Genomic DNA, 24652 nt, shown 5'->3' with positions numbered 1-24652 from the left:
TATTTTACGAAGGCACGACTTCGAAAACATCCTCGTCGCGCAGGGTCAGGACCTCGCGGCCCGCATCCGCGAGCTTCGCGCGCGGAACATTGGAATAGCGGGCGGCGAACGCTTTGGTGACCCGCAAGGTGATCGCCTGCCCCGTCGACTTGCGCCGATAGGTCGTTCGCGTCTCGGGAGCGGGCGCCTCCGAAAGCGTTAAATTCAATCTGCCGAGGCTCGCGCCCGTGGCCGCGGCGGCGCCATCGGCGATGCACGAATACTGCACCTCGCGCGGTGTAAAGTGCACGATATCCATATCGAAGCTGCCACGCTCGAGGCCGAGCTTCGTGCGTGCATATTCCCCCATGCGGTATCCCGCGACCACCCAAGGGCCTGCGCCACCATGCACGGCGGCCACCCGCTCGATTGCCACATCGCTCGCGGGCGCGCTGGGGTGCGCGTTCGGAGGAGCCGACGAGGTGCAGGCCGCCAAGACCAAGAGCGCGATCGAGAGAATGCGAGGCATGCGCAGGAGTGTCGCTCCGTACGCGCGCGGTGTCCATCGCTACGACAAATTGTCGCATCGGCCGCTCGCGCATGCTCGGGGACCGAGCCATGGGTCGGAAACGGCAAAAATCCTCGATGGCATCTGGGTTGCTGATGCACCGCAGACCCAGAATGACCGCCCCCGATCCCCCAGAAAGCACCTTGCCCATCGGAGCTGCGCTCCGGCGCGTCTTCGCCAAAGGATATCGCCTCACCGATCTACGCACGGACCTCCTCGCCGGAACCGTCGTGGGCATCGTCGCGGTGCCACTGTCGATGGCGCTGGCCATCGCGGTCGGCGTTCCGCCGCAGCATGGCCTTTACACGGCCATCGTGGCGGGCGCGGTCGTGGCCCTGCTCGGTGGGTGCAAGTTTCAAGTCACGGGCCCCACGGCCGCGTTCGTGGTGATTCTCGCGCCCATCGCCAGCAAACATGGACTCGCGGGCTTGCTCAGCGCGGGCTTCATGGCCGGGCTCATGCTCATCGCCATGGGCATGGCACGCCTGGGAAACCTCATTCGATACATCCCGCACCCGGTAACCACGGGCTTCACGACCGGCATCGCGACGGTCATCGCCACCCTGCAACTCAAGGACGTTTTCGGGCTGCGCGCAGGAACCATGCCCGATCCGTACATTGGAAAGATCGCGGCCCTCTGGGGTGCGCGTTCGACGGCCAGCGCGCGGGAGCTCGGGGTGGCGGCGGTCACGCTGGCGCTTCTTCTGTTGATTCCGCGCGTGGTGAAACGAATACCGGCTCCGCTCATCGCCATTGGCGCGGTGTCGCTCGGCAGCGCGCTCCTGCATCGCGCCTATCCGGACTTCGCGGTCGCGACGATTGGGAGCCGCTTTCACACCATCGTCGATGGCGTGGAAATCGCGGGCATCCCATCCACCCTGCCGTCGCCTTCCATGCCGTGGGGTGTTCGAGGCGTGGGATTCGGCCTCGTGCAGGATCTACTTCCCGCGGCCTTCGCCATCGCCATGCTCGGTGCCATCGAGTCGCTTCTCTCGGCGGTCATCGCCGACGGAATGACGGATACGAAACACGATCCCAATTCGGAGCTCGTGGCGCTGGGCATCGGCAATGTGGTGGCGCCCATTTTCGGTGGCATTGCGGCAACGGGCGCGCTGGCGCGAACGGCCACGAACATTCGCACCGGGGCTCGCTCGCCCTTCGCCGCAGTCACACATGCCGTCGTCGTCCTCTTGGCCATGCTCGTTTTGGCCCCCGGCGTGTCGTACGTGCCCATGGCATCGCTCGCGGCGCTCTTGCTCCTCGTGGCGTGGAACATGTCCGAAATCCACGGATTCATCGGCGTCGTGAAAATTGCGCCGAAGAGCGATGTCTTCGTGCTCGTGACCTGCTTTGGATTGACGGTCTTTTTCGACATGGTCATTGCCGTCTCGGTTGGTTTCGTGCTCGCAGCCATTCTGTTCATGCGGCGTATGTCCGAGCTCACCGAATCGCATTTCGAATTCGACGCCTCGCGCGAGGGTGGCCGCTCTTCGTCGCTCCCCGACGGCGTCATGGTCTACGAAATCAATGGGCCGCTCTTCTTCGGGGCCGCGCAAAAGGCCCTCGCCACGCTTCGCGCCACGGCCGGGGACGCGTTTCACGTGCTGGTGATTCGCCTCGAGCGCGTGCCGGTCATCGATGCCACGGGGCTCGTCGCGCTCGAAAATGCCATTTCGAGCGTGCTGCGCGCGAAAAAGAAGGTCGTGCTCGCCGGCCCCCTTCCGAAACCGCATCGCATTTTCGACAAAGCCGAGTTGGAGGCAAAGCACCAAGGTCTCTTCATTCGCGCCAATGCCCAAACGGCGATGGAATTTGCCGTGAGCCTCGTCGATGCCATGCCTTCGTCGTTGCGAAAAACCACGGCCAACGTCGTGCAAGGGGGCTAACACGTCATGCTTCTATGTGCGACCGATCTCACGGAAACGTCACGACATGCCCTGGACACCGCCCTGGAGCTTGCGCCTTTGCTGCGCTGCGCGAGCCTACACGTGCTGCACGTGCATGAAACGGTGGAGCGCATCGACAGCGTGCAACACGAAGTCGATCGATGGGATGAATTGAAACGAGAGCTCGAAACGTACGTTGCGACCGAGATTGACCATGCCAGACGAGGGAAAATGCTGCCCGCGGAATTGAGTGTGTCGACGGCCGTGCGCTATGGCAAAGCGTATCGTGAGATTTTGCGGTATGCCGCCGATGTCCATGCATCATGGATCGTGGTCGGCACCCACGGCCGAACGGGGCTCGGGCACGTGCTTGGTTCGGTTGCCGAACACGTCGTCCGTCTGGCCCCGCGCACCGTCATCGTGGCCAAATCGCCCGAGGTGTGCGCGCTCCTTGCGCGGAACGCACACTGAATTGTTTCCGCGGAAGAGAGAGAGAGGAGCCGCCAAGACGCCAAGAATTTGGTGTTTGGCGCGTCAGCACCCCCATCCTCTTGGCGTCCTTGGCGCCTTGGCGGTTTCCTCTTCTGATCGAGGACCGGGGTCAGCGCGATGGGCAATTTTTGCGACTGTTGTCCGTGATGCCGGAGACGAGCCAGCGCCCGTCGCGTTTGACGAGGTTGATCATGTCCGTCCCACAGTGGTCCACTTTGCCATCGATGAAGAAATCGTACGATGCCCAGATGACCGCGATGTTGTCGTCGATCCGAATCAGCGGATTGTAAATGCGTTCCTCGAGCCGCTCGGAGCCGGTGGAGGGCAGCTTCTCGACGAATGCTTCGAACGGCAGCTGGACGATCCGTCCCCCTTCGCGGAGAAGCGTCGCATTGCCGCCGGGCAAGAGCTGAGCGCGGATCATGGCCTTGTCGCGTTTGGCGATGCCGTCCAACGTGGCTTGAAAAGGCGCCAATACAGCTTGTTCTGCAGGCGTGGCCGCGTGGCTGGAGCCATCGAGCAACGTCAATGTCATCACACCCGCGGCCAGTGCCGCTATGTTTCGAGAGATGGGCATGCTCCCATCTTATGACAAAAAACTCAGCCCTTGTCGGACGAGAGACGATCCCGATAACGCGCCAAGGTCTCCTCGGTGATTCCCGGGCCGGGGCGTAGTTCCATATCGCGTGCCCGCAAAGGCTGCCCATCCTCGCCGCAGATACGGAGTGGCGGAATGGGCCGGCCCGTGCGGCGATCGTAGACCAAGAGCGGCTCGTTGCCGTGGCCGAGCACCCAGCGATCGGACCATTGACGAAGGGCGGTCAGCACCACCGCCAGGTCTTTGCCCATGGGCGTGAGCGCATACTCGTAGTGTGTGCCGTGCTCGCCCACGTCGACCCGCTCGAGGACGCCGCGCTCGACGAGGTGGGACAGCCGCTGCGCGAGGATGTTCTTCGATATGCCGAGACTCTCTTGAAACTCGCCGAAGCGGCGCATGCCCATGAATGCGTCGCGCACGATCAGAAGAGTCCACCAATCGCCGAGCACCTCCAGCGCCTGGGCGACTGAGCAGTTCATTCCATCGAAACGAGTTCGCATGGCCAAAAATGGTTGCACGAAGGGACCGAATTGTCCACAGTCCGAAAATGGCCGCGACCACGGACTGGAAACAGACAGCGTGCATATTGTGCGAATGCAATTGCGGGCTCGAAGTCGAGCTGGGCGGTGAGGATGGGCGGCACCTCGTCCGTCTTCGCGGGGACAAACGGCATCCCGTTTCCCAGGGATATGCCTGCGAAAAAGCTCACCGCCTCGACCATTATCAACATGGTCCCGATCGGCTGACCACGCCGCTCCGGCGGCGTCCGGATGGCACCTTCGAGCCCATCGATTGGGACACGGCCATTCGCGAAGTCGCAGCGCGCCTGGCCGCCGTGCGTGACACCTACGGTGGCGATACCATTTTTTACTATGGTGGCGGCGGACAGGGAAATCACCTTCCGGGTGCCTATTCGCCCACGACCCGCCGTGCCCTTGGGTCGCGCTGGCGCTCGAACGCGCTCGCACAAGAGAAGACGGGGGAGTTCTGGGTGAGCGATCGCATGTTCGGCACGTACACCCGTGCCGACTTCGAGCATTGCGACGTGGGGCTTTTCCTCGGCAAGAACCCGTGGCACTCGCACTCGATCCCGCGTGCGCGGGTGACGCTCAAAGAAATTGCGAAAGATCCCGCACGCACGCTCATCGTCATCGATCCACGGCGCACCGAAACCGCGGAGCTGGCGGATATCCATTTGCAAGTTCGCCCGGGACGGGATGCATGGCTGCTCGCCGCCATGCTCCACGTGATCGTGACGGAAGATCTGGTGCGCCACGATTTCCTCGAAGCAAATGCCGTGGAGGTCGAGCCGACACTGGACGTTCTGCGCGCGATTCCGTTCGGTGAATGCTGCGAACACGCGGGCATCGATCCGGAGCTCGTCCGCCGCGCCGCACGCATCATCGGAAATGCGCGTGCCTTCGCAAGCTTCGAAGATCTGGGCGTGCAGATGAATCGCCAATCGACGTTGGTAAGCTACCTTCACCGGCTCCTCGTCGTCTTCACGGGAAGTATCGGCAGGCCGGGGACGCACTTCGCACCGACCACGCTGGTCCAATTCATGGGCGGCGGCGCCTCGCGGCGTTCGCCCGTGGCGAATGCGCCCATCATTGCGGGCCTCGTACCGTGCAACCTCATCGCCGAAGAGATCCTCAGCGATCATCCCAAGCGGTACCGTGCGATGATCGTCGAAGCCGCGAATCCGGCGCACTCCCTGGCCGACTCGAAGCGGTTTCGCGAGGCAATGGCCGCGCTCGACACGGTGGTGGTCATCGACGTGGCGATGAGCGAAACGGCGAAGCAAGCCCATTACGTTCTGCCGGCCGCCACACAATTCGAAAAGGCAGAGGCCACGTTTTTCAATTTTGATTTTCCGTCGAACGCGTTTCATCTGAGGCCGCGTCTCTTCGATCGGCCGGAGGGGGTCCTGCCAGAGGCGGAAATCCACGCACGCTTGGCCGAGGCGCTCGGGGCCGTGACCGAGGAGATGCTCGCCCCGCTGCGCGAAGCCGCCACGCGAGGGCTCGCGGCCTACGCGGAGGCGTTTGCCGCACGCCTCTTCAGCGACCCAATGTACCAATGGCTGGCACCGGTAATTCTGTATCGGACACTGAAGTTGCCCGAGGCCGTTCGCGAGGGCGCGGTGATGTTCGCCCTCGTGCTCAAGAAGGCCTTCGAGAGTCCCGTGCAGCTTGCACGCGCTGGATTCAGTGGCACGCCCATCGAAGCCGCCGTGCGACTCTTCGAGGCCATCCTGACGTCACCGTCCGGTGTGATCTTTGCCGTCGACGAATGGAGCGAGGTGCTTCAACGCATCGGCACCAAGGATCGAAAGATTCACGTTTCGCTGCCGGATTTGCTCGAGGAGCTCGAGAAGTGCATGCGCTCCGGGCCGAATGATCACGATGAGCGCTTTCCCTTCGTGCTCTCGGCGGGTGAGCGTCGCTCGTTCACGGCGAATACGATTATTCGCGATCCGTCGTGGCGAAAGAAGGACGCGAGCGGTGCGTTGCGCATGAACCCCGAGGATGCCGCGGCGCTCGGCGTCGGCGACGGCGACACCGTCCGCCTGACGACGAAGCGCGGCAGCGTCATCGTTGCCACCGAGATATCCAACGCCATGCAACGCGGCCACGTATCGCTGCCCAATGGCATGGGCGCGGGTCCCGGCGGCGATGGCCTCCTTGGCGGCGTAGCCCCCAACGAGCTCACCGCCCTGGAAGAGCGCGATCCCTTCGCCGGCACACCGTGGCACAAACACGTGCCCGCGCGCATCGAACGCACCGACGGCACGGCGCTCGCCTAGCGTCGTCGATCGCGAACCACGTGCTCCGTGTTATTCATGAAGAGCAACGTCGTGGACGGTGCAGCAGGTGCTTCACGGCGAATTTCACACCGGTCACCTTCTGGTGACACCGCGGGGCTTGCGCTTGCACGACTTCGAGTGCGCGTGCCGTGGACCGGTGGAGTGGGATATCGCGGGGCTCGAGAATCCTGCCAGTTATGGCGCGCTGGATGAAACGCTGTTCGCACGACTTCGGACCATGAAACATGGTATGCGTCGTCACGGGGTGGGCCGTAACGCCGGACCGGTCACCTATTCTGAGCGAAGCCCTCGATTACCACCCGGGCGAGCTTCGCCGCGCTCACTAGCAAAAATTAAAGAGAAAATGGATTAAAAAAGTCGAACTCCCTATTCGTTCGCCAATCCCTATAGACAAACCGATCACCCTGCTGCTCAACCTTCGCATTTCGAACGAATCCACTAATATTTTTGAACCGAAACTCAAATTCGCCAAAATCAGTACCCAGAAATACATTCATCGACAAAACGGTCCCTTCACGATGCAGCCGGACGTCCTGAATAACAATTGGAGCGCTTTGAGTGTCGGCCTGATAAGAATCGACAAATTTGCAATAATCGCCGGAATCACCAACAGATCTTTCGTAATGGTCGACCCCTTCAAAGACCAACATCACGAAGGCGCGTCGAGCACCCTCGCTCACGACGGCATAGTCGCAGATCATTGTTAGGACAGCACGGGCCGAATCGTATTTGAACGCGATTAACAGATACTCTCTTAACAGCGGGAGCGCGGTACTCGCATCTTCCAACGCTTCCATCACTTCTCCTAATTAGTAGGTCCCTCATACATCATATATGTGAGCTCGTTGAACTGCGGGTGGGAAATTGGTACCACATTTCCATCCACGTCCAAATCGTTACCTGCAGCGTCGTTCCAGCGAAGGTGTCCTTCCAAACCCAGCCCTCATTGTTTCCCGTCGGCGACGCGTTGCCACCGCTTCGGCCTATTGCGTTCGAGCCATTTCGGACTGACACCGCGTAGCGACAACCGGCAAAAGCAGTCATTATTGTGAACTAGGACCTGCAAGCCACCTACGAAACACGAATGACTCTCTGCTCGCCACAGATGCTTACCATCATGTGGTGTCGCACACCGCCTACCCGTCAATGATGTTCTCGACGGGCATCAACGACCCGAGGCTTCACGAAGCCATGAACAGCTTCCGGCGCGACGTTTTTACGGCTGGCGGCACGTCGCGTTGATGTCCGCGACGACGCTGTCGATGCAGGTCGTTTGCTCGGTGCATGAAGGAAGGGCCATGCAGTCCTCCATGCGCTTTCGATAGATGGGCTGGAATCGGGGGTACGTGCAGACATCGATGTTCCATTGGCCGCGGCAGGCCTGGGCCATGGCCATGCAGGCCGCGGTCTCCTTTTCGTTGTTTGCGCGGCCCACGGCGGCCATGCACGCGGCGTGGTCGACGTTGGCGCTGCACTCCTTGGTGCCGCGGCAGTCGGAGTAATCGAGTGCGAAGCGTGGCTCGTAGGCGCACTCCATGAAGTCCGCCGTTCGGTCGCAATTCGAGAGGGATTCGCTCGATTTCTCGTCGCATGTCGATGCGCGCAAGTTGATCGAGGCGCAAAGATCACTGCCCGTGAGATCGGATTTTCGGTCCGGGGCGATGACCTCGTTGTTGCAGCCACACATCGATCCAATCAAAATAGATACCATGACCAAAGACTTCATTCATCATCCTACTCTTTGAAACAGGTCCAAAATTTACCAAGGAAGCCAAGTTCAGAAATTCCAAGTCAAGCCCGCGAGGTAACGTTCGCGGATGCCGTCGGCGTTGCGCAGGGCGAAGCCAAAGGATACGTACGCGTCGATGGACAGGTGCGGGGTGAAGTGCGCCTGCAGGAGCGGGAGCGGCCGGTAGCCAAAGCTCTGCAAGGAGCCGATGACCAGCTCCGGGCCGGGGGTCATCATCGACGATTTGCCGTAATAGGGCTCGTCGTCGCTGAATCGAATATCGTCGACCACGCCGACGGCGGCATTCAATGTTACGGAATTGCGAATCGTCCAACTGTAGCCGGCCGTGGCAAGAGTACCCCATGTCGTCGGAGCCTGCCCCGGACCGCCCGAGGTCTTCGAGTGCAAGCGCATTCGGCTTCGTGCCGTCACACCGAGAATGATGCTCTGATCGTAGTGTGTCCATATCCGCACCGTCACGCCCGCGTCGGGTGTGGTGACCCAGGCATCGGCGTAATCGAAGCCGGTCAATCCAATGCGCGGAATCACTTCGACCTTGCCTGGTTCCCCGAATCGGTAGGCAATGGCCGGCAGCGGAATCGTCCACGAAAGGCGGTCGGTGATTCCGTACGTCAAAACGCCAATCGCGTGGAAGTTGCGGGCAGTGTATTGGTCGGGCTGGTTTTCATTCGCCCGCGGGCCCCCATCGGCCGCGTACGTCGGCTCCCCCCACGAGCGCGCGGGCCCCGACAAGATTCCGACCCCGATTCGAGCCTCGAACCAGCCTTTGGGCATGGTGCTGGCCGTGCTCACCGGCACCGGCTTCTCCTCGCCATCCCCCTTGAGTGCGAGCTTTTCCGTGCCCGAAGCCTCGAGCTGCCCCTCCGACATCGTCACCGCTGCGCCCGCAGGGATTTCCACTTCCTTCGAGTGCACGCGTCCATTCTGCACGCGACGGACCATGTATCGGCCCGGCGGCAGCGCCAGGCGAAGCTGACGCTGACCGGCAGGCACCTCCGCCACGGCGATGCCGCTCGAAAGATGAATGACCTCCAAGGGTCCCTGCGATTCTTGCAATTCGAGCGCGCTCGGGCTCGAAGCCACCTGCGCGAGCACGACATCCTGCCGTCCACGAAGCTGGACATCGAAGCTCGGATGCTGCGTCACCGTGGCAAAGCGTGCGCTGTCGCGGATGGTGCGCTCTTTGGCATAGTCGAATGCCTCTTGCAGCGTAATGTTGCCATCGCCCGTCCGATCCGCGGCCCCGAGAAGCCCGGCGGCGAGGTGGTGCGTGAAAAACGAACCACGGACGACCTCCGCCTCGTGTGCATTCTCGAAGCCCGAGCTCGATGACACCAGCGCCGAGCCCTCGCTCGTCAATGCGGCGAGATCCGCAGGCTCGAGCGGCGGGCCCACCGAGACCCCTTTGGCCTGCGTCCATGCGCCGCCCCGGCACGTGTCGAGAATGCCCACGCGAACGCGCGCGTTGATGTGCGCGAGCCGGTCTCGAAGTGCCGCGAGCGGCATCGGCTCGCCGTGCGGAAATAGGGTTTGCCCGTCCGAGTGGCCCGAATAATAAAAAACGAACAGCGTCTCGTCTGCCCCCGCCGTGCGAACTTGCGCGGCGACTTCGTCCAGAATGCGGCCGATCTCCGCGGGGCTCGGCTCGATCAGCACATGAACGTCGGCCGGCGCGAAACGGCCGACGCTCTCGAGCACTTTGCCCATGCGGGTCGCATCGTCGTGCGCGAATCGAAGAGGAGAACGGCCCCGGGGCGGCGCATTCGCGCCAATGAGCACGGCGACTCTGCGCACGTGGGCCGGAGGCGTCGCCGAAGCAGCCGTTGTGAAAAGATTCGACGCCAAAAGTGCGCCGGCAGAAATGATCGTTCGAAGTAGGGAAAATCTCATGGACTCACGGCCTTGGGGAATACGAATTCAATGACCCACACTTTGTTCGTTTGGAGGCGCTGGCGGACCGCCGAGCCAAAGGCATCGTCGTCGAGACGGGCGCCGCTGAATACGAGGGCAATTCGCTCGTCGCCGGGTTGAGCGTCGGCAATCATGGTGAATGGCAATGGCGCACTCCCGGAGGGGCAGCCGCCATCGAAAAGCCGCGACCACGAATCCCCGGACCGAGACGCGACGGCCACGTGCGTGAATCCCTCGCACCCGGCGCGAAGGGCAATGGCATCGCCCGGGCGAATGGGTGAACGGCCATCCCAGATGCGCGAACGCCCTTCGCTGCGAACGAGCGCTTGCGCGGCCGGAGCACCTTTGCTGGCCACGTACGATCCCGTCGATTCGTCGGGCACCGAATGCACCGCGAGGGCAATGGCCGCGGCCAAGGCCACGGCACCCGCCGCCGCCACCATGATGGTGCGAATGCGCGAAACCTTCTTTCTCGTCACCGGCAACGCGGACATGGAATCGCCCTCGAGCGAGGCCAAATAGCCCGAGCAGCGCCCGCATGTCGCAAGATGCCGGGCGAGCTCCGGATCCCCGGTTTTGCCATTTGCAAAGTACACGTCGAGGGCAAACGTCGACACCTCGTGCCGTGAATCGTTGGCCGTCATGATGCAAACTCCTTTCGCCACGCGTCGGCGTGGACGTCGAACCCCTCGAGCAGACGCCGGACGGTGCGCTCCGAAACCTCGAGAACTTCGGCGGTCTCCGTGTGCGAGAGACCGTCGATCCGACAGAGAATCGCGGCTTCCAGTTCCTCCCCTGGCACGCGCGCGTGAAGGGCCAACATGATCTTCTTGGCCGCAATCGATTGCTCCACGCCCACACCGCATGGAACGCGTTCGGCGGTATCACGGTGATCGTCGGTGGTGATGCTCCGCCGCCGTTTTCGCAATGCATCGATCGCCAGGCGCGTACAAGTTCGATAAAGCCACGCCATGATGGGCCGTGCATCGGCATTCGGCGGAAGCTCGGCCTCCGCGAACCCCGATTGCCACAGGCGAAGAAAAGCGTCCTGAGCAACCTCTTCGGCCTCGGCAGACGAACCGAGGAGACGTCGACATTTCGCGCGCACGGGCGCAAGGAAGCGAACATAGGCAGCGGGAAACGAGGTGGGTGAATCAGGCACGAAGCGAATCCTCACCCCCTAAGACGCCGGCACGGACCCGATCCGGCCAAAAAAGGTCGCCGTCCTGGGCAGAGCCGTAAATCGCGAGTATTCTCGCGCGCATGAGCAAGGAGCACTCTGCAGGGAGGCTGCATGCGGAAACGGTGTGCGTGAGCGCGGGGCGCACGGAAAAACGCGCCAACGAGCCGCTGAACGTGCCACTGGTCATGGCGTCCAACTTCCGCGCGGGGCACACGGGCGAGTACGCGCGCGATGATGGAACGGAAACGTGGACTGCGCTCGAGGCCGCTGTCGGTGCGCTCGAGGGCGGCTCTGCGCTCGCGTTCGCATCGGGAATGGGCGCGACGGCGGCCGTTGCCGATCTGTTGCCCGCGGGCGCGCGCATCGTCGTGCCCAATGATTCGTACATCGCCATGCGCGCGCTGTTCGAGGAAGCGGGGCGCTGGGAGATCCGCACCGTCGACATCACGGACACGGAAGCCACCCTGGCCGCGGCGCAAGGCGCGGATTTGCTCTGGCTCGAATCGCCAACCAATCCATTGCTCGACGTCGCGGACCTTCCTGCATTGTGCAAAGGTGCACGTGCGGCCGGGGTGCGGGTGGTCGTCGACAATACGTTTGCGACTCCCCTTTTGCAGCGCCCGATTGAAATGGGTGCAGACATCGTCGTGCACAGCGCGACGAAGTTCATTGGTGGCCACTCCGACCTGCTGCTCGGGCTGACGGTGACCGCCGATCCGGATTTGTACAAACGCCTGCGAAGGCGGCGAGAACTCGCGGGTGCGACCCCCGGCGGTCTCGAGGTGTTCCTCGCATTGCGCGGGCTGCGAACCATGCCCGTTCGATTGCGGCAGGGCGAGAGAACGGCGGCGGCCCTCGCGCAGCGCTTGCACGAGCATGCCGAGGTGTCGCGCGTGCGCTACCCCGGCTTGCCCAACGATCCGGGCCATCAGCGCGCCGCCGCGCAAATGGACGGATTTGGCGCCGTGCTCTCGTTCGAGGTGCGCGGCGGCAGCCAGCGCGCCGACGCCATTTGCGAAGCCGTGCGCGTGATCACCTCCGCCACGAGCCTGGGCGGCGTCGAGAGCACCATCGAGCGGCGCGCCAAGTTGCCGCGGCAGGAGCACGTGCCCGGCAGCCTCCTCCGCTTCAGCGTCGGCTGCGAGCACCTGGAAGATCTCTGGTCGGATCTCGCCTCCGCCCTCGCCGCAACGTCGTAATCTCGCACCAACGAAAGCGGGGCCCGCGTGGATGTCTTGAATCGCTGGACGAATTTCTGGCGTTTTCGACGGGCCCTCGCAAGCAGCGCGCGCGATCCCAACGGCGCACTTCTTCGGGCTCGACTCGGCGAATGGGAGACGGTGGCGAGTCGCCACGGGTTCGCGCTGATCCTCGGTGAGGCTCCGCAAAGCATGCGATTGTGCGGGATTTACGACGAATTGGAGGTCGAAATCCAACTTTCCATCGGCGGCAGTACGGGGGATCGCCATTGTGTCTTCTTTTCCGCGCGCCTTCCCGCGGCGCTGCCCGCTGGCCTGCTCGAACGGCTCAATGGAGTCGTGGGACCCGTCATCAAGTATCGTGCGGCCTTGTTCGACGAGTTCGAGAGCATCTTGTCGGAATCGAACGTCCCCGCCGGTTATCGCACCAGCGGGCGAAACGAGACCATTGCCGAGGCCCATCGCCTTTTCAATCCTTCCGGGGACGGCTGGACGACGCTCCGGCTATCGAGCGAATACCTCACTTGCGCCATGCCTTGGATCAATGGTGCGTACGAATACACCGAGGTTCTCGTGAATCTGACCCGAATGGCCCGGATCTTCGCGTCGCATTAGCATTCGTGGCCGGCGTCGCAGGTGGGAAGGCCGTTCTCGCATTTGGGGGTGTTGGCGCACGCCGAATTGCTCGGATCGCAAACGACACCGCAGCCCGCGCCCTCGCATTCCACGTTGCCCAGGCAGGATTGCGCTCCACAGCACAAGATGGCGCAGCCTGACCCTTCGCATGAAATCTTGTTCTTGCAGGCCTGCGGCCCGTCGCAGCGCACCTCACAATTGGTGCACTCGACGGCGTCGCACGCGAATTGGCCCTTGCAGTGCAGCTTGCACGGCACGCCGGCGGGACAACGATCGTGCCCGCACGGAGAGGACGGCGAGCACTCGATGGTGCAGGCGCCAGCGACGCATACGCCACCGTCGCAAGCCCGGCGGCATTGCTCGTCTGCGTCGGCGTCCATGCCAGCATCCGCAGCGTCCTCCACGCCGGCGTCCGTGGTGGTGTCCGGCGCCACCTCCTCGGAGCCTGTATCCTTTGGAACGCTGAACGAAGCATCCACGGTGGCGTCGGCGCCCATCATCGGGCCGAAACCGCCCTCGGCAAGGCTGCAAGCCCACGCATGCAGCGCCGGCAGGCATAGACCCACGGCCCATAGGACGGCTCGACGGCTCCGCATACCAAAGCAGTAACCTCGAGCTGGAGTATTGGCTCACCAATTCGCTCTTACGGTATTTCAATGGCGCGCGTCTCTCCCAGTGAAAGGCGGTCCGCCGGCGGAAGCTCGGCGTCGCTCTAGCAACCGGTAGCACCGAGCCAGGCCTCCCATGTGAGCGCGGAAGGGAAGACCAACAACGATATCGCACCATCGAATGCGGTGCTCGAATGGCCACTACCGATTCTCATGACTCGATTTCGCGTATCGTCCCATTTTGAAAATTTGACGCAATATGTCATTCAAAATTTGCGCCGGCGTCTCATAATTGCAGATGGCCGCCCGCACTCATCGGCGGGAAATCGCATTTCGAAAGGGATATATCCATATGAAGACTTCGACCGTTCTCGCAACAGGTCTCTCGATGTCCATTCTCGTCGCGTGTTCGTCCGCAGGCGACACGGGGATCGACGATGCCACGGGCCTCGCATCCGCCCCCATCATTCATGGCTCGGACTCGGATGCCCGCGAAGACGAAGCGGTCCTCATGCAGATACGCGCCGATCTCGGGATGTACGCATGTACGGCGACCTTGCTCGCGCCCAACCTCGTTCTCACGGCACGTCATTGCGTGTCGCAGCTCCACGACGACGACCCCACCATTACGGACACGTGCGATCCTCGCCTGCTGGGCGACGATTCTCCTGCCGAGAACATGTCATTCTTCGTGGGGCCTCGCCGACCGGGCGCCCGAACGAAGCCGGCAGCCAAAGGCAAGCAAATCTTTCACGACCAGACGACCGAAGGTCTCTGTGGTCACGACATCGCACTCGTTCTCCTCGATCGGGAAATTCCGAATGCGAAGATTGCCAAAGTTCGATTGACGGATTCCACGCGCGCGGGCGAGAAGATCACCGCCGTCGGTTGGGGGATGACCGAAAAAACGGACGATCCCGCGGTTCGCCAGCATCGCACGGGCATCGAGATCGACTCGGTCCGGCCGGGTTCCACCCCTGAGCGCGGAACGGCCGCGGACTTTCAGGTCGGCGAATCCACATGCCACGGGGATAGCGGTGGACCGGCGCTCAGCGAAAAGACCCACGCGGTCATCGGAGTCGTCTCGCGCGGCGACAACGGGTCGCCCGATGAACGGCACCCCGTGCTCCACTGCATCGACAACGCCGGCGGCGGCGGCAAAACCTGGGGTGTTTACACGAAAACGAGTTCTGCCAAGGATGTGATTCAGCGCGCGGCCGCAGCCTCCGGCCACGAGCTGCAATCCGAATAACAACGTTCGAAATCGTCTCCCACGAGGTCTCTTTTCGACAAGGCGAGCCCAGGAAGCAGCCATACACGGTCATGAGACCTCGTTCCTATTTCGCATTGGCAACTTGTACCGTTCTGTCGATCCCCGCGTGCAGCATTCCCCATCAAGATTCCGAAGTAGCCTCCCGTTCGGACGAAATCGTCGATGTGCCGCAGACGCCCGTGGAGCGTCAGTCCATCGGCAACTGCTGGCTTTACGCCGAGGCAGCCTGGGTCGAGTCGATGCACCTTTCGGCAACGGGTGAGTCCTTTACAGCGTCCGAGTCCTACTGGACGTACTGGCATTGGTTCGATCAGATCGCCGAAGACGATGCGACGGAGGTCCAGACCGGTGGGTGGGAGGCCACGGCCCATCGGATCATCACGATGCGAGGCCTGGTTCGCCAGGCGGACTTCGTCCTCGCGGACAATGGCGTCGAGATGTCGACACAGCAGAAAAAGGCCCTCGATGCGGTCAACGCGGAACTTCGCTCCGGCCGGCTCTCGACGGCGAGCGCACGTGCGGACCGCAAGCTCGTCCGAAGTGTGCTCGACAAGGCGTGGGGCCTCCCCACGGCGACGCGCACGTGGCTCGATACCGCCTTCGGCGACGATGCCTCCCGCACGCTGGACGACGGCGCCGAAATCGAGGGCACGCCCATTCTGTCCCCCGCGGCATTTCGCGTCCGTTATACGGAGCGCACCGCCAGCTCGCGCCCGAGCGTCCCCAAGGACACGAATTTGTCACAGGCCATTCGAGATTGGCATAGCGAACAGTATCCATCGAGTGCGACGAATCGGCGCAACTTCATGATTCGCGTGCAGCGTGCGCTGCACGATCGGCAACCCGTCGTCTTGTCGTGGGCGGTGGATTTCAACGCGCTGGAGCAGAGCACGAACGCACGGCGCGGCTCGTTCAATATGACGACGCTCGGTGCAAGCGGAGGCCCGGGACATCAGGGCGGGCACATGGTCGTGCTCGAGGATTACCAGGCCATGACGCAGAACTTCGGACTCTTGGCCGCCGGAACGACGCTCGATCCGAACCAGGCGGCCGATCGGGCCAAGCTCGAAGCCGCGCTTTTGCCGTCGACCACGGTGCAGTTCCTGCGTGTCAAAAATTCATGGGGTACCGTGCGCGCCGATCGGTCGAGCGTGCCGGGATTCCCTGGATACCACGATTTGTACATGGATTATCTGAACGGCCCCATCGCCTGGTGCCCCGATGCAGAGGATCCGTCGCCCGCCACGTGCCGCGGCCGCACCGTGCCTCTGTGGACGGTCATGATGCCGCCTGGCTATTGATGATCACCGCCCGCACGAAATCAGCGGTGTCCCGAGACCGAAACGAGTAGCCACGGCATGTAGACCGCATCCGCCCGTGGCATATTCTGATATGTTGTAATTTGGTCCAAGGTCAAAACGCCCGTACGGAGAAAAGCGAGAAGGTGCTGTTCGAAGCCGAGGCTCCAGCTTTCCTCGATCGAATCACCGATTCCAAACGTTACGGGCGTTGCGACCACTTGCAGGTCCATGACCTCGAGATTCGCCAGCTTCGAAGGCACCCGGCGGATCCATCGGCCATCGAAACCTTCCCCGCTCATCTTGTCGAGAAAGGCGTGATGCACGGCCGTGATCTCCTTACGGGCTAGCTCGTCGCGCGGAAGGATGTACGCGTCCTCCACGAGGATGCTGCCCTCCGGCTTGAGCCACCCGACGGCGCGCTGCAGAATCGCGTCGCGGTCCGGCAGGTGCGACAATAGAAAACGGGCGTGAATGAAGTCGAACGAGCCGCTCGGAAAATCGTCTTTCACGAGGTCGACCTGCGTCACCTCCAAATTGGGCATGCGCCTTTCGCGTACGGGAAAGGGGTCGAGATAACGCGGGTCGATCTCGGCGGCGATGACGCGACCGCGTGGGCACCGCTCGGCCAACCAATACGATAGGGCCCCGGCGCCTGCCCCCATTTCCAGGCAATGCCACTCCGGACGAATGGCAAGGCCTTCGATCAGGGCTTTCGACGTGGGGTCGGCCCATCGTTCCAACGCCCTGAGGCGAGCCAACTCCGTTGGAAAATCGCGTCGCATGGCCCCTCGTCCTCCGCCCGCGGCGAATGCCCTTTTGGACAATCACCGTCATTGGGGCGACGGTTATACTCCAATGCAAATGATTGGACAGACATTTCGTATCGAAATGTTCATCACCATCATTTGGTCACACGCTCGCGCGAAGCGCGGCCATGATGCACTTGCAGACCTGTAGTCACTGCGAGCGCGATCGGTGTCGTTCATCGACCAATCGCTCGCTCCCATACGATCCTTGGGAGGGTCCTTTCATGTTATCCAAACGATTGTGGATTCTCGGCGTTGCCGCTTTCTCCGTGGGGTGCACGCTGCTCGTCGAAAGCGATATCCGCGGCCGCGGCATCGGCTCGACGTGCACGACCAATGACGACTGCCACGCGGGGCGATGCAACGAGCGCGTTTGCGTGGCAAGCTGCGCGGTGAACGCCGATTGTCCCGGGTCGACGAAATGCTTCGTCGGTGAATGCCATCCGCCACTCACGGTTGCCATGCTGTACGTGGGATTGAACACGGCCGGTGAAGGCTGGACATTGACGCACCACGAGGGACTCGAATACGCGAGAAAGAAGCTCCCCTGGGTGAATGCCTACGAGGAAGAAAATGTACTACCGAACCCGACCGATCCCGAGCACGGGGCGATTGCGCAAAAGATCGACATTGCCGTAAACCAGCGCGGAGCAAACGTCGTCGTATTGAATTCCTTCAGCCAGCGCGACGAAATGCTGCTACGCGCTAAACGCTATCCCAACGTAAAATTCATCAATGTTCTCGGAAACAAGTCGGGAGGCAACGTCCTCTCGATCGGGTACAGACCGGAGGTAGCCTGGTGGCTCGCCGGGCGGGTGGCCGCGATGAAAACGAACAAGCGCCGCCTTGGCTTCATCGCCTCGTTCGTGACGCCGGAGGTCGTGCGTGACGCCGCCGCATTCACCTTGGGGGCGCGCGGCCTCCAGCCCGATATCAAGGTGGAAATCCAATGGCTCGGCTTTTGGTCCGACTACATCAAGGATCCCATTTTTCCGTACCACGGGAAATTCGGCGACGGCATGGTGTACCGCGAGGAGCTGCTGACCTATCGCCTCATCGAGGACGGTGCCGACGTCATTGCTCACTCCTCGGATACGGGAAGATCGGTGAGGCTGGTCGAAAGGTTGCGCACGCATCCAAAACTCCCGTGGCCCGTGTATTCGATCAGCAACGATAACGCCAACGGATGCAACGAGCTCGTGAACAACTCCCTCAGCGGCGCGCCCATGCAAACGTGCCTGGCAAGCCCTCATGCCAACTGGGGCCCTTTGTACGTGAAAGTTTTCAAAGACGCTCACGCCGATCTCCTGGATACGGCGACGAACCTTCACCTGGGAATGACCGCCGACGAAAACAGCGTGACGGGCTTTCGAGTGAATAACAACGCGGGAATCGACGACACCTCGGTTCGCGGTTACATGAACGACGTCGTGGAGCAAGGATGGCAACATATCTACGACGGTCCGGCAGGACGGCCCTACGCGACGACGGGCCAGCGGGATCGCGATGGCGACGGCATCTACGACGCAAAGCAGATTTTTGGCGAGGACGGCGAAAAGATGACCCTCGAGGAGCAGGAGAGAATGTGCTGGTTGCCCGAGGGATTGGTCGAAAAGGAGGACCTCGACAATCCAACTTCGCCAGATAAGCCGGCCACCGTTCCCGACGCCCAGCGTGTCCTTCATCCCGATAAAGTCATCAACGAGATGCTGCGCCCACCGGGCGTGACGACGAACGAGGCGTTCATCTGCTCGAAGAACCTATGAAGAGTTCACCGGCTCCAGGGATCGCTCGTATCGACGGGGCGTACGAGCTTTCCTGCCGGTGCCGTTGCCGAAGGCTCCGTGGAAGCTGAATTGGGAGGCGGCGAGGATGGCGCCGCCGCCGGGCGCGCGGGTAGCGCACGCGCGGGCGGGTGCCACGGCGCCGCGGCCTCCTTGGCGAGGTGAATCACGATGTCGCCATCCTTATCCATGGCGACACGTACCTTTCGCGGCGCGTATCCCTTGGCCTCGGCGCGAACCTCGCGCGTCGAAGGCTCCGCCGGGCCGTGATGGATCCACGGATTGTCGTGTACCCCCGCACCGTCCACGAAAAGCCGCGCATCGGCAGGTTCCGTGCGCACCACGATCACCACGTCTTCCTTGGGTGGCTCGATCGCCGGGGGAAGGCCGTGCGCTGCGGGGGTCGACGATTCCGCGGGCACGATAGGTTCCCGCTGTCCCATGGCGACCATGATTCCGGTCGCAGCGGCAAGCAGCGCGAACGCACCCAATCCAAGTGCTCTCGCGCGACGCCTCGGTGCCGGCGCATTGCCCGCGCTCTCCGACGGCTCCATGACGATATCCATTCCGACCCCGCGGACGGAGGATGACGCGCTCGAGGGCGGCGGCGCCTCGTACACCGAGGTGGGCCAGCGCACGGCACTGGGCATCGCCGCGGAGTCGCGCCCGAGCGCGACGTATTCTGCGGTCGACTCGGCGGACAGTTTTCGAATTTGCGCCTCGATGAGGCGCCGTCGTTCCGCACGAAGCGGCTCGAAGAGCTCCGCCATCTTGGTGCGAAGATCGAACGCGGTAGACCTATCGGCGGCGAGAAATGCCTCGATGTCGGCCTGGAGTTCCAGGCAATTCGCATAACGAGCGTCTCGACGGTGCGCCATGGCTTTTCGCACGATCGTGTCGAGGGCGGCGGGCACATCGGCGCACACGCTTCGCGGAGAGGGCACCTGATTGCCGACGACGGAGCTCACGATCTCGACGTCCGCCCGCCCTTTCCAAAGCGATTCGCCAACCGCAGCCTCCCAGAGCATGGCCCCCATGGCAAAGACGTCGCTGCGGCGATCGACCTTTTGCCCGAGCAGATGTTCCGGCGACATGTAGCGAACCTTCCCTTTGAAGGTCCCATATGCCGTTTCGATGGTCGACTCCGCGGTTTTCGCAATACCGAAGTCCAGAATCTTCACCACCCCGTCGAAGGTGACGAAGACATTGGGCGGCGAAATGTCTCGGTGCACCAGCTCGAGCGGCCGCCCGTCGAAGTCTTTCGCCTCGTGCGCGTGGTGCAATCCGGTGAGCGCCTCGGAGAGGATGCGCAAATGCATCCCACATGGCACCGGGCGCCCGAGCCGCTTCCCGTGCGCAATCAATTTGTGAAGGGGTTGCCCGTCCAGGTACTCCATGACGGTGACATCCCGATCGCCTTCCTGGATGACTTCGTAAGTCTGCACGATGTTCGGATGATTCAGTCGGGCGGCCAGCCGGGCCTCCTCGCGAAACATCTCCATCATCTCGGGATTATCGGCAACGCCAGGGTGCGGCACCTTCAAGACGACGAGTTTGTGAAACCCGTGAGGCCCTCGCATCATGGCGAGGTAGACATGGGCCATACCTCCGCGCCCCAACTCGGCGACGAGCCGGTACTTGCCCGATGCGGACAGCTTTTTCAGCCACTCGTTTCGATCGATGGACATGCGGACGCTACCGAAGAAGGAGCGGTATCATCGAAAAGCCATGCGTTGTTGTCAAATCCAATCCCAAATACGATTGGCCATTTCCCCCAACGCAATGCGTTGGGCGAGATATCAGTTGGAATACCATCTCGCCGGTTCGCGACATTGGCAATGTATCGGTCGGTGGGTGACGGTCATCACAAAAAGTCATCGGGTGTAATTTCCTCGGAGTCATCCTCGCGAGGGGATGACAGCCCAGCCATCAGCAGGCCGCGCACCTGCCGAAGTGCAGATTCCGCACTCCGACTCGCCTCGATCGCGGGGTGTACGGGACGGCCGTCGTCTCCGGCGCTCAAATGCAGTTCCTTCCTCAGGCGCCTGGTAAGCAATTTGACATCTTCCAGAAGATCCGCCGTATCGAAGAGCAATTGCTTCGAGAGGCGCTCCTGCGGCGAAACGTTGGGGCGCGCATTGCTTGGTTTTTGGCGCAACTTCACCTGATGCCCCATGAGGAGCGGAGCTTGAATCGGCCTCCCGAGAAGGGGACCCGTTTTTTTGGTCGTAGCCATGCTCGCCTATGGCCAGAAATCGTTGGGTGAACATCCTTTCGTCGCCCGGCATGCGACCATTTGTCGCGGGGCGCGAATGACCCTTCGATTACAAAATAGCGCGCACCTTTTTGGCACCAAATGGACATTACTCGGCCATTTTCAGCAAAAAGGGTCGGGAGTTTGGCAGGATGCGTCGTACGCACACCCTCACGCTGAACCGCGACCGGGAGGACCATTTCATGGATCACGAGCCGCCGAGGACATTTGCCGTCATCTCGTTTCTCATCAAGCAAAGTCTGCAAGATGCACGGTCACAGGTTCACGCGTTGAGGCGGCTGCAGGCGAACCAACTCCTACCACCCGACGAGTCGACCTTGAACCAGATCGGGCGACACCTCGACAATGAGCACACCGTGCACGCCATCCATCGCGAGCAAATCGACGAGTGGTCGCGCGAGCCCATCGAGGCCCATCAGCACCGTGAGCTCGAGCGGCTGCGCGACCTACTCTCGTTGACGTACGCGACCTTGGCCGAAGGCTACCGAATCCTCGAAAGCATTGGACGCCGGACGGAGTCGCCTTCCCCCTGAGCCGGACGGCCGAAGGTCATCGCAAACAGGCCGTGAGAAGTCCCCTCGTTCGATCCAAATTTGGTTCGTGGGAGGTGTCGCATGAAGCACTTGAGCTCCGTTCAATGGGAAGAGGCGCGCGTCGCATTCCGCATCATGCTGGCCGCGGGCATCGCTGCGTCGTTGTTCATATTCACCACGCAGGGCATATCGTCGCTCCTTTTGGGCCTCCTCGTGGGAACGAGCGTCATCACGTTCCTGGCGATGCTCTACTTTCACCGATGGCGAAGTTAGCCGATGTATTGGCCGTACCAGTCAAGGACTTTGGCCCACGCCTTGGCCGCGGCATCGGCGTTGTAGCGTGCACCTGTATCGTTGTAAAAAGCATGATCGGCCCCCTCATAGGTCACGATCTCGTGCGGGAGCGACGCTTTCTCCAGGGCGGTTCGAGCGGCGGATTGTGAGGCATTCACGCGCGTGTCGAGTGCGCCGTAAACGCCGAGAACGGCGGTGACCGCGCCCGTGAAGTCGGCACCGTCGGGCAGCGGGCCGTAGAAGGGCGCGGCGGCCGCAAGGCGTGGATCTTTGGCAGCCACGAGTCGCCATATCATGCCTCCACCGAAGCAAAAGCCAATGGCACCGAGCTTGACGCCGGGGGTGCGGCGCGCGAGCTCGTCCAACGCCGCGCGCATATCCGTGACGAATCGCCCGGGGTTCTCGCCTGCAACTTTGTTGAGCGCCGCAGTGACCGCCGCGTCGCCGCCGTCATTTTCGCGTGCCACCGCGGCGGTGCCTCCTTCTTCGGAGAGCAAATCGAGGGCGAGGGCCGAATAGCCGGCCGACGCAAAGCGCGTGGCCACCGCGCGAAAGTGGTCCAGCAATCCGCGATTCTCGTGAATGACGAGAACCGCACCGCGCGGGCTCGCGGCCTGCGCCCATGCACCGAGCAGGTTGCCCTGCGGGCCGAATGTAATTTCTTGTGTGGCAAGCGTCGCGTCGGAGCCCGCGTCCAGCCCCGCATCGAAGCTTGCGTCCGAGGGAGGTGCATTGGGCGGGGCGTTGGGATCTTTCGAATCCGAGCATGCCGCAATGAGGCTGGAGGCGGCGGCGGCCGTCATCCCCATGAGCAGCAGCCGGCGCATCGCCTCGCGACGCGTGATCAAGCCATCGACGTGATCGGTGGCCACTTCCGAGACGAGGTACCGCTGGAGGTCGTTCATCGCGAAAACCTACGAGCGCACACTTCTCGGACCACCAAAGGCCGACGAGCGGTCGTTTTCGCAGGACGAATCGGAAACCTGGTGCCCAGGAACCAACCGGATGGCACATAAGGTTCAGCCCCATCGCGATCGGTTCTGCGAAAACGACGTCCTGACGAGCCCACGCGCGCAGGACGCCGCTTTTCGTTCTTCAGCAGATACGATTCGTCATGGTCTTCGAATATACGCCATGATCCACGGATAAACCTTGGACACCGTGCCGCTCTTGCTGGTCCCGTTGCAGTGGGCCGTGCTGACGGTCGAGTGCACGCCGAAGACATACGTCTTCTCGCCGAGGGTAAGGAGATCGGGCCCGCCGCTGTCGCCGGGGCAGATTCCGCCCTCACGCCCGTCGAAACGCGTGATCAGGCGATCGCTCGGGAAGTCGATGACACGGTACATAACGTGAAGTCGCCTTGGATCGGTGAGTGGGACCTGTGGATTGGTATTCGTTCGCCCGAAACCGACGGCATCCAACGCCGCACCGGCTTCGACTGCGTCCAATTCGGGCGGAATGGGCGGGATGGTCTTCGTGCTTGCGTCAGCCCCCGTGAAGGAGACCATGCAGAAATCATAGGGCGAGCTGGCCTCCCCCGAGTACGAAGGATGTGCCAAAACGTCCGTGATCGGGTGCTTTACGGCAGTCCGAAAGGCGGCCCCCACCCCGACGATCGTGGGAAGCGCACCGGGTTCGCAGCAATGGGCCGCGGTCAGCACGTAGCCCGTGCTTCCTTTGGTGGCGACGATGGTGCCCGTGCACAGTCCCGCACCGCTTTCGGTCTCCGCGAGGGAAACGACTTCGTCGTGATTGTCCGCGGCACCGTTGATGATGGGGGTGGCGGAACGATCCATCGTCTCCGCTTGCCGATCGAGGTTTTCCGTACTTTCGGCACACCCCATGATCATGAACGCGACGCCGAGCACACTGAGAAATGACACCGGGGCACCATTATAACGAATCATGTCCACCTCCATCGTTGGGGCATTTGCGATATTGGGGTTCAATTTCTGACGCAGCGCTCCGCCGCGACCAATCGATTGGGCCCTGTCAATAGCGCCCAATCTCAATCATGATGGCAATGGCCAACGATGCTTCGATTGGCATCAAATGAGCGCACGCAGGCTGCACTCGGCCATCCCGATCGTGCCGAATTTCATTCACGAGATGTCCAACGCGCAGCCATTACGCTGCATGCAGCAGACCGTCATCCCGTTCGAATGCCCCCGCGAACGCATACCTTCCACGACCCAAGTATGGAGCACCTTGCTCGTTTCCTCCCAAAACGCCTTGCGCGATTGCGGGCACTATCCGCGGTATACGGCACAAATCCGAAACGATCCTCATCGTGAAACCCTTCTGAACTTGCTGGTTGGCGCGTGGCTTCCCATCGACATCGCGGCCGTCCATTACAGAGCATGCGACCGTTTGGGCATGTCGAGAAACGAGCACGCCTCCGTCGAGCTCCTACTCGCGCGGCCGATGAAAAACCTATTGCTGACGACCGCAAGTCAGGTTTCGAAACGATTCACATTTTCGCCGTGGCCCGTTCTCGGTCAGCTTCCCCACCTCTGGAGACGGTATTTCGTCGGGGGTGGCGTTGCCATTTACCAAGAGGGTCCGAAGGATGCGCGCGTGGAATACGTCGGGTGCACGCTGGCCACGATTCCTTATTTTCGCCGTGCATTCCTGCTTCTCGTCACCCAAATCGCGCGAATGCTCCGAAATGTCGCGTATGTGAGGGAGATCCCCACGCGCGAGCCTACGAGCATCGTTCATTGCCTCGCGTGGGTCTGAGGAGGAGTCC

25 protein-coding genes are annotated in these 24652 nt (G+C 62.0%); 11 read left to right on the top strand and 14 right to left on the bottom strand.

All coding sequences use genetic code 11. The features are described 5' to 3' along the window. Positions 1–4: 4 nt before the first annotated feature. A complete protein-coding gene (locus LZC95_05390) occupies positions 5–508 on the bottom strand; it encodes a formylmethanofuran dehydrogenase subunit E family protein (protein WXA96269.1) in 504 nt (167 codons plus the stop codon). A gap of 152 nt (positions 509–660) precedes the next feature. Here LZC95_05390 and dauA point away from each other — a divergent pair, with 152 nt between their 5' ends. Then, positions 661–2433, top strand: a complete 1773-nt coding sequence (gene dauA / locus LZC95_05385; GenBank protein WXA96268.1) for a C4-dicarboxylic acid transporter DauA — start codon at positions 661–663, stop codon at positions 2431–2433. A gap of 6 nt (positions 2434–2439) precedes the next feature. Next, positions 2440–2904: a universal stress protein gene (locus LZC95_05380; protein ID WXA96267.1), complete on the top strand. Its 465-nt coding sequence runs from the start codon at positions 2440–2442 to the stop codon at positions 2902–2904. Between the two features lie 130 nt (positions 2905–3034). Here the strand turns inward: LZC95_05380 and LZC95_05375 are convergent, their stop codons facing one another. Both LZC95_05375 and LZC95_05370 read right to left on the bottom strand, forming a co-directional pair. Next, complete coding sequence (locus tag LZC95_05375; protein WXA96266.1) at positions 3035–3502, bottom strand: nuclear transport factor 2 family protein; 468 nt, start codon at positions 3500–3502, stop codon at positions 3035–3037. Positions 3503–3525: 23 nt separating this feature from the next. Then, positions 3526–4023, bottom strand: coding sequence for a helix-turn-helix transcriptional regulator (locus tag LZC95_05370; protein ID WXA96265.1), 498 nt, complete (start codon positions 4021–4023; stop codon positions 3526–3528). 47 nt (positions 4024–4070) lie between these two features. On the opposite strand from LZC95_05370, the gene LZC95_05365 reads away from it, so the two are divergent. Continuing rightward, the gene (locus LZC95_05365) at positions 4071–6329 is read left to right on the top strand and encodes a molybdopterin-dependent oxidoreductase (protein ID WXA96264.1); all 2259 of its coding nucleotides are present in this window, start codon (positions 4071–4073) and stop codon (positions 6327–6329) included. Positions 6330–6682: 353 nt separating this feature from the next. On the opposite strand, the gene LZC95_05360 is transcribed toward LZC95_05365, so the two are convergent. The 5 genes from LZC95_05360 to LZC95_05340 form a co-directional block, all read right to left on the bottom strand. Next, positions 6683–7147 (bottom strand): hypothetical protein, encoded by a 465-nt coding sequence (locus LZC95_05360; GenBank protein ID WXA96263.1) that lies wholly within the window; start codon positions 7145–7147, stop codon positions 6683–6685. A gap of 419 nt (positions 7148–7566) precedes the next feature. After that, positions 7567–8076 (bottom strand): hypothetical protein, encoded by a 510-nt coding sequence (locus tag LZC95_05355; GenBank protein ID WXA96262.1) that lies wholly within the window; start codon positions 8074–8076, stop codon positions 7567–7569. 51 nt (positions 8077–8127) lie between these two features. Further along, complete coding sequence (locus tag LZC95_05350; protein WXA96261.1) at positions 8128–9894, bottom strand: caspase family protein; 1767 nt, start codon at positions 9892–9894, stop codon at positions 8128–8130. A gap of 92 nt (positions 9895–9986) precedes the next feature. Continuing rightward, positions 9987–10655 carry a hypothetical protein gene (locus LZC95_05345; protein WXA96260.1) on the bottom strand — a complete coding sequence of 223 codons (669 nt, stop codon included), beginning with the start codon at positions 10653–10655 and terminating at the stop codon, positions 9987–9989. After that, entirely contained in the window at positions 10652–11173 is a 522-nt protein-coding gene (locus tag LZC95_05340; protein WXA96259.1) for an RNA polymerase sigma factor, read from the bottom strand. The genes LZC95_05345 and LZC95_05340 overlap by 4 nt, the downstream gene beginning before the upstream one ends. A 101-nt stretch (positions 11174–11274) precedes the next feature. On the opposite strand from LZC95_05340, the gene LZC95_05335 reads away from it, so the two are divergent. Both LZC95_05335 and LZC95_05330 read left to right on the top strand, forming a co-directional pair. Continuing rightward, entirely contained in the window at positions 11275–12393 is a 1119-nt protein-coding gene (locus LZC95_05335; GenBank protein WXA96258.1) for an aminotransferase class I/II-fold pyridoxal phosphate-dependent enzyme, read from the top strand. Positions 12394–12420: 27 nt separating this feature from the next. Continuing rightward, positions 12421–13008 carry a hypothetical protein gene (locus tag LZC95_05330; protein WXA96257.1) on the top strand — a complete coding sequence of 196 codons (588 nt, stop codon included), beginning with the start codon at positions 12421–12423 and terminating at the stop codon, positions 13006–13008. Here the strand turns inward: LZC95_05330 and LZC95_05325 are convergent. Beyond that, complete coding sequence (locus LZC95_05325) at positions 13005–13625, bottom strand: hypothetical protein (protein WXA96256.1); 621 nt, start codon at positions 13623–13625, stop codon at positions 13005–13007. The two genes, LZC95_05330 and LZC95_05325, sit on opposite strands and share 4 nt — an antisense overlap. Positions 13626–14025: 400 nt before the next feature. Between LZC95_05325 and LZC95_05320 the strand changes: the two genes are divergently transcribed. Further along, positions 14026–14889, top strand: coding sequence for a S1 family peptidase (locus LZC95_05320; GenBank protein ID WXA96255.1), 864 nt, complete (start codon positions 14026–14028; stop codon positions 14887–14889). A 71-nt stretch (positions 14890–14960) separates the two neighbouring features. Further along, complete coding sequence (locus LZC95_05315; protein WXA96254.1) at positions 14961–16211, top strand: hypothetical protein; 1251 nt, start codon at positions 14961–14963, stop codon at positions 16209–16211. Between the two features lie 20 nt (positions 16212–16231). Here the strand turns inward: LZC95_05315 and LZC95_05310 are convergent, their stop codons facing one another. Further along, positions 16232–16993, bottom strand: a complete 762-nt coding sequence (locus LZC95_05310; GenBank protein ID WXA96253.1) for a class I SAM-dependent methyltransferase — start codon at positions 16991–16993, stop codon at positions 16232–16234. Between the two features lie 248 nt (positions 16994–17241). On the opposite strand from LZC95_05310, the gene LZC95_05305 reads away from it, so the two are divergent. After that, positions 17242–18783, top strand: a complete 1542-nt coding sequence (locus tag LZC95_05305; protein WXA96252.1) for a BMP family ABC transporter substrate-binding protein — start codon at positions 17242–17244, stop codon at positions 18781–18783. Positions 18784–18788: 5 nt separating this feature from the next. On the opposite strand, the gene LZC95_05300 is transcribed toward LZC95_05305, so the two are convergent. Next, complete coding sequence (locus LZC95_05300; GenBank protein WXA96251.1) at positions 18789–20489, bottom strand: serine/threonine protein kinase; 1701 nt, start codon at positions 20487–20489, stop codon at positions 18789–18791. A 176-nt stretch (positions 20490–20665) separates the two neighbouring features. After that, positions 20666–20977, bottom strand: a complete 312-nt coding sequence (locus LZC95_05295; GenBank protein WXA96250.1) for a hypothetical protein — start codon at positions 20975–20977, stop codon at positions 20666–20668. A 230-nt stretch (positions 20978–21207) separates the two neighbouring features. Here LZC95_05295 and LZC95_05290 point away from each other — a divergent pair, with 230 nt between their 5' ends. Together LZC95_05290 and LZC95_05285 are read left to right on the top strand one after the other, a co-directional pair. Beyond that, positions 21208–21609, top strand: coding sequence for a hypothetical protein (locus LZC95_05290; GenBank protein WXA96249.1), 402 nt, complete (start codon positions 21208–21210; stop codon positions 21607–21609). Between the two features lie 81 nt (positions 21610–21690). Continuing rightward, entirely contained in the window at positions 21691–21882 is a 192-nt protein-coding gene (locus LZC95_05285; protein ID WXA96248.1) for a hypothetical protein, read from the top strand. On the opposite strand, the gene LZC95_05280 is transcribed toward LZC95_05285, so the two are convergent. Continuing rightward, positions 21879–22808, bottom strand: coding sequence for a dienelactone hydrolase family protein (locus tag LZC95_05280; GenBank protein ID WXA96247.1), 930 nt, complete (start codon positions 22806–22808; stop codon positions 21879–21881). The genes LZC95_05285 and LZC95_05280 overlap by 4 nt on opposite strands. A 207-nt stretch (positions 22809–23015) precedes the next feature. Continuing rightward, on the bottom strand, positions 23016–23810 hold the full coding sequence (locus LZC95_05275; GenBank protein ID WXA96246.1) for a trypsin-like serine protease: 795 nt from the start codon (positions 23808–23810) through the stop codon (positions 23016–23018). A gap of 517 nt (positions 23811–24327) precedes the next feature. Between LZC95_05275 and LZC95_05270 the strand changes: the two genes are divergently transcribed. Continuing rightward, entirely contained in the window at positions 24328–24642 is a 315-nt protein-coding gene (locus tag LZC95_05270) for a hypothetical protein (protein ID WXA96245.1), read from the top strand. Positions 24643–24652 lie beyond the last annotated feature (10 nt).

This window comes from Sorangiineae bacterium MSr12523, assembly GCA_037157775.1.
GTDB lineage: Bacteria > Myxococcota_A > Polyangia > Polyangiales > Polyangiaceae > Pendulispora > Pendulispora brunnea.
The sequence above is the reverse complement of the archived record's forward strand: the minus strand, read 5'-3'. Positions and strand labels throughout refer to the sequence as shown.

Bases quoted from the DNA above. Each gene is read 5' to 3' on its own strand.
- LZC95_05390 (WXA96269.1), bottom strand. From the start codon at position 508: ATGCCTCGCATTCTCTCGATCGCGCTCTTGGTCTTGGCGGCCTGCACC.
- dauA (WXA96268.1), top strand. From the start codon at position 661: ATGACCGCCCCCGATCCCCCAGAAAGCACCTTGCCCATCGGAGCTGCG.
- LZC95_05380 (WXA96267.1), top strand. From the start codon at position 2,440: ATGCTTCTATGTGCGACCGATCTCACGGAAACGTCACGACATGCCCTG.
- LZC95_05375 (WXA96266.1), bottom strand. From the start codon at position 3,502: ATGCCCATCTCTCGAAACATAGCGGCACTGGCCGCGGGTGTGATGACA.
- LZC95_05370 (WXA96265.1), bottom strand. From the start codon at position 4,023: ATGCGAACTCGTTTCGATGGAATGAACTGCTCAGTCGCCCAGGCGCTG.
- LZC95_05365 (WXA96264.1), top strand. From the start codon at position 4,071: ATGGCCGCGACCACGGACTGGAAACAGACAGCGTGCATATTGTGCGAA.
- LZC95_05360 (WXA96263.1), bottom strand. From the start codon at position 7,147: ATGGAAGCGTTGGAAGATGCGAGTACCGCGCTCCCGCTGTTAAGAGAG.
- LZC95_05355 (WXA96262.1), bottom strand. From the start codon at position 8,076: ATGAAGTCTTTGGTCATGGTATCTATTTTGATTGGATCGATGTGTGGC.
- LZC95_05345 (WXA96260.1), bottom strand. From the start codon at position 10,655: ATGACGGCCAACGATTCACGGCACGAGGTGTCGACGTTTGCCCTCGAC.
- LZC95_05335 (WXA96258.1), top strand. From the start codon at position 11,275: ATGAGCAAGGAGCACTCTGCAGGGAGGCTGCATGCGGAAACGGTGTGC.
- LZC95_05325 (WXA96256.1), bottom strand. From the start codon at position 13,625: ATGCGGAGCCGTCGAGCCGTCCTATGGGCCGTGGGTCTATGCCTGCCG.
- LZC95_05320 (WXA96255.1), top strand. From the start codon at position 14,026: ATGTCCATTCTCGTCGCGTGTTCGTCCGCAGGCGACACGGGGATCGAC.
- LZC95_05315 (WXA96254.1), top strand. From the start codon at position 14,961: ATGAGACCTCGTTCCTATTTCGCATTGGCAACTTGTACCGTTCTGTCG.
- LZC95_05310 (WXA96253.1), bottom strand. From the start codon at position 16,993: ATGCGACGCGATTTTCCAACGGAGTTGGCTCGCCTCAGGGCGTTGGAA.
- LZC95_05305 (WXA96252.1), top strand. From the start codon at position 17,242: ATGTTATCCAAACGATTGTGGATTCTCGGCGTTGCCGCTTTCTCCGTG.
- LZC95_05300 (WXA96251.1), bottom strand. From the start codon at position 20,489: ATGTCCATCGATCGAAACGAGTGGCTGAAAAAGCTGTCCGCATCGGGC.
- LZC95_05295 (WXA96250.1), bottom strand. From the start codon at position 20,977: ATGGGGCATCAGGTGAAGTTGCGCCAAAAACCAAGCAATGCGCGCCCC.
- LZC95_05290 (WXA96249.1), top strand. From the start codon at position 21,208: ATGCGTCGTACGCACACCCTCACGCTGAACCGCGACCGGGAGGACCAT.
- LZC95_05285 (WXA96248.1), top strand. From the start codon at position 21,691: ATGAAGCACTTGAGCTCCGTTCAATGGGAAGAGGCGCGCGTCGCATTC.
- LZC95_05280 (WXA96247.1), bottom strand. From the start codon at position 22,808: ATGAACGACCTCCAGCGGTACCTCGTCTCGGAAGTGGCCACCGATCAC.
- LZC95_05275 (WXA96246.1), bottom strand. From the start codon at position 23,810: ATGATTCGTTATAATGGTGCCCCGGTGTCATTTCTCAGTGTGCTCGGC.
- LZC95_05270 (WXA96245.1), top strand. From the start codon at position 24,328: ATGAAAAACCTATTGCTGACGACCGCAAGTCAGGTTTCGAAACGATTC.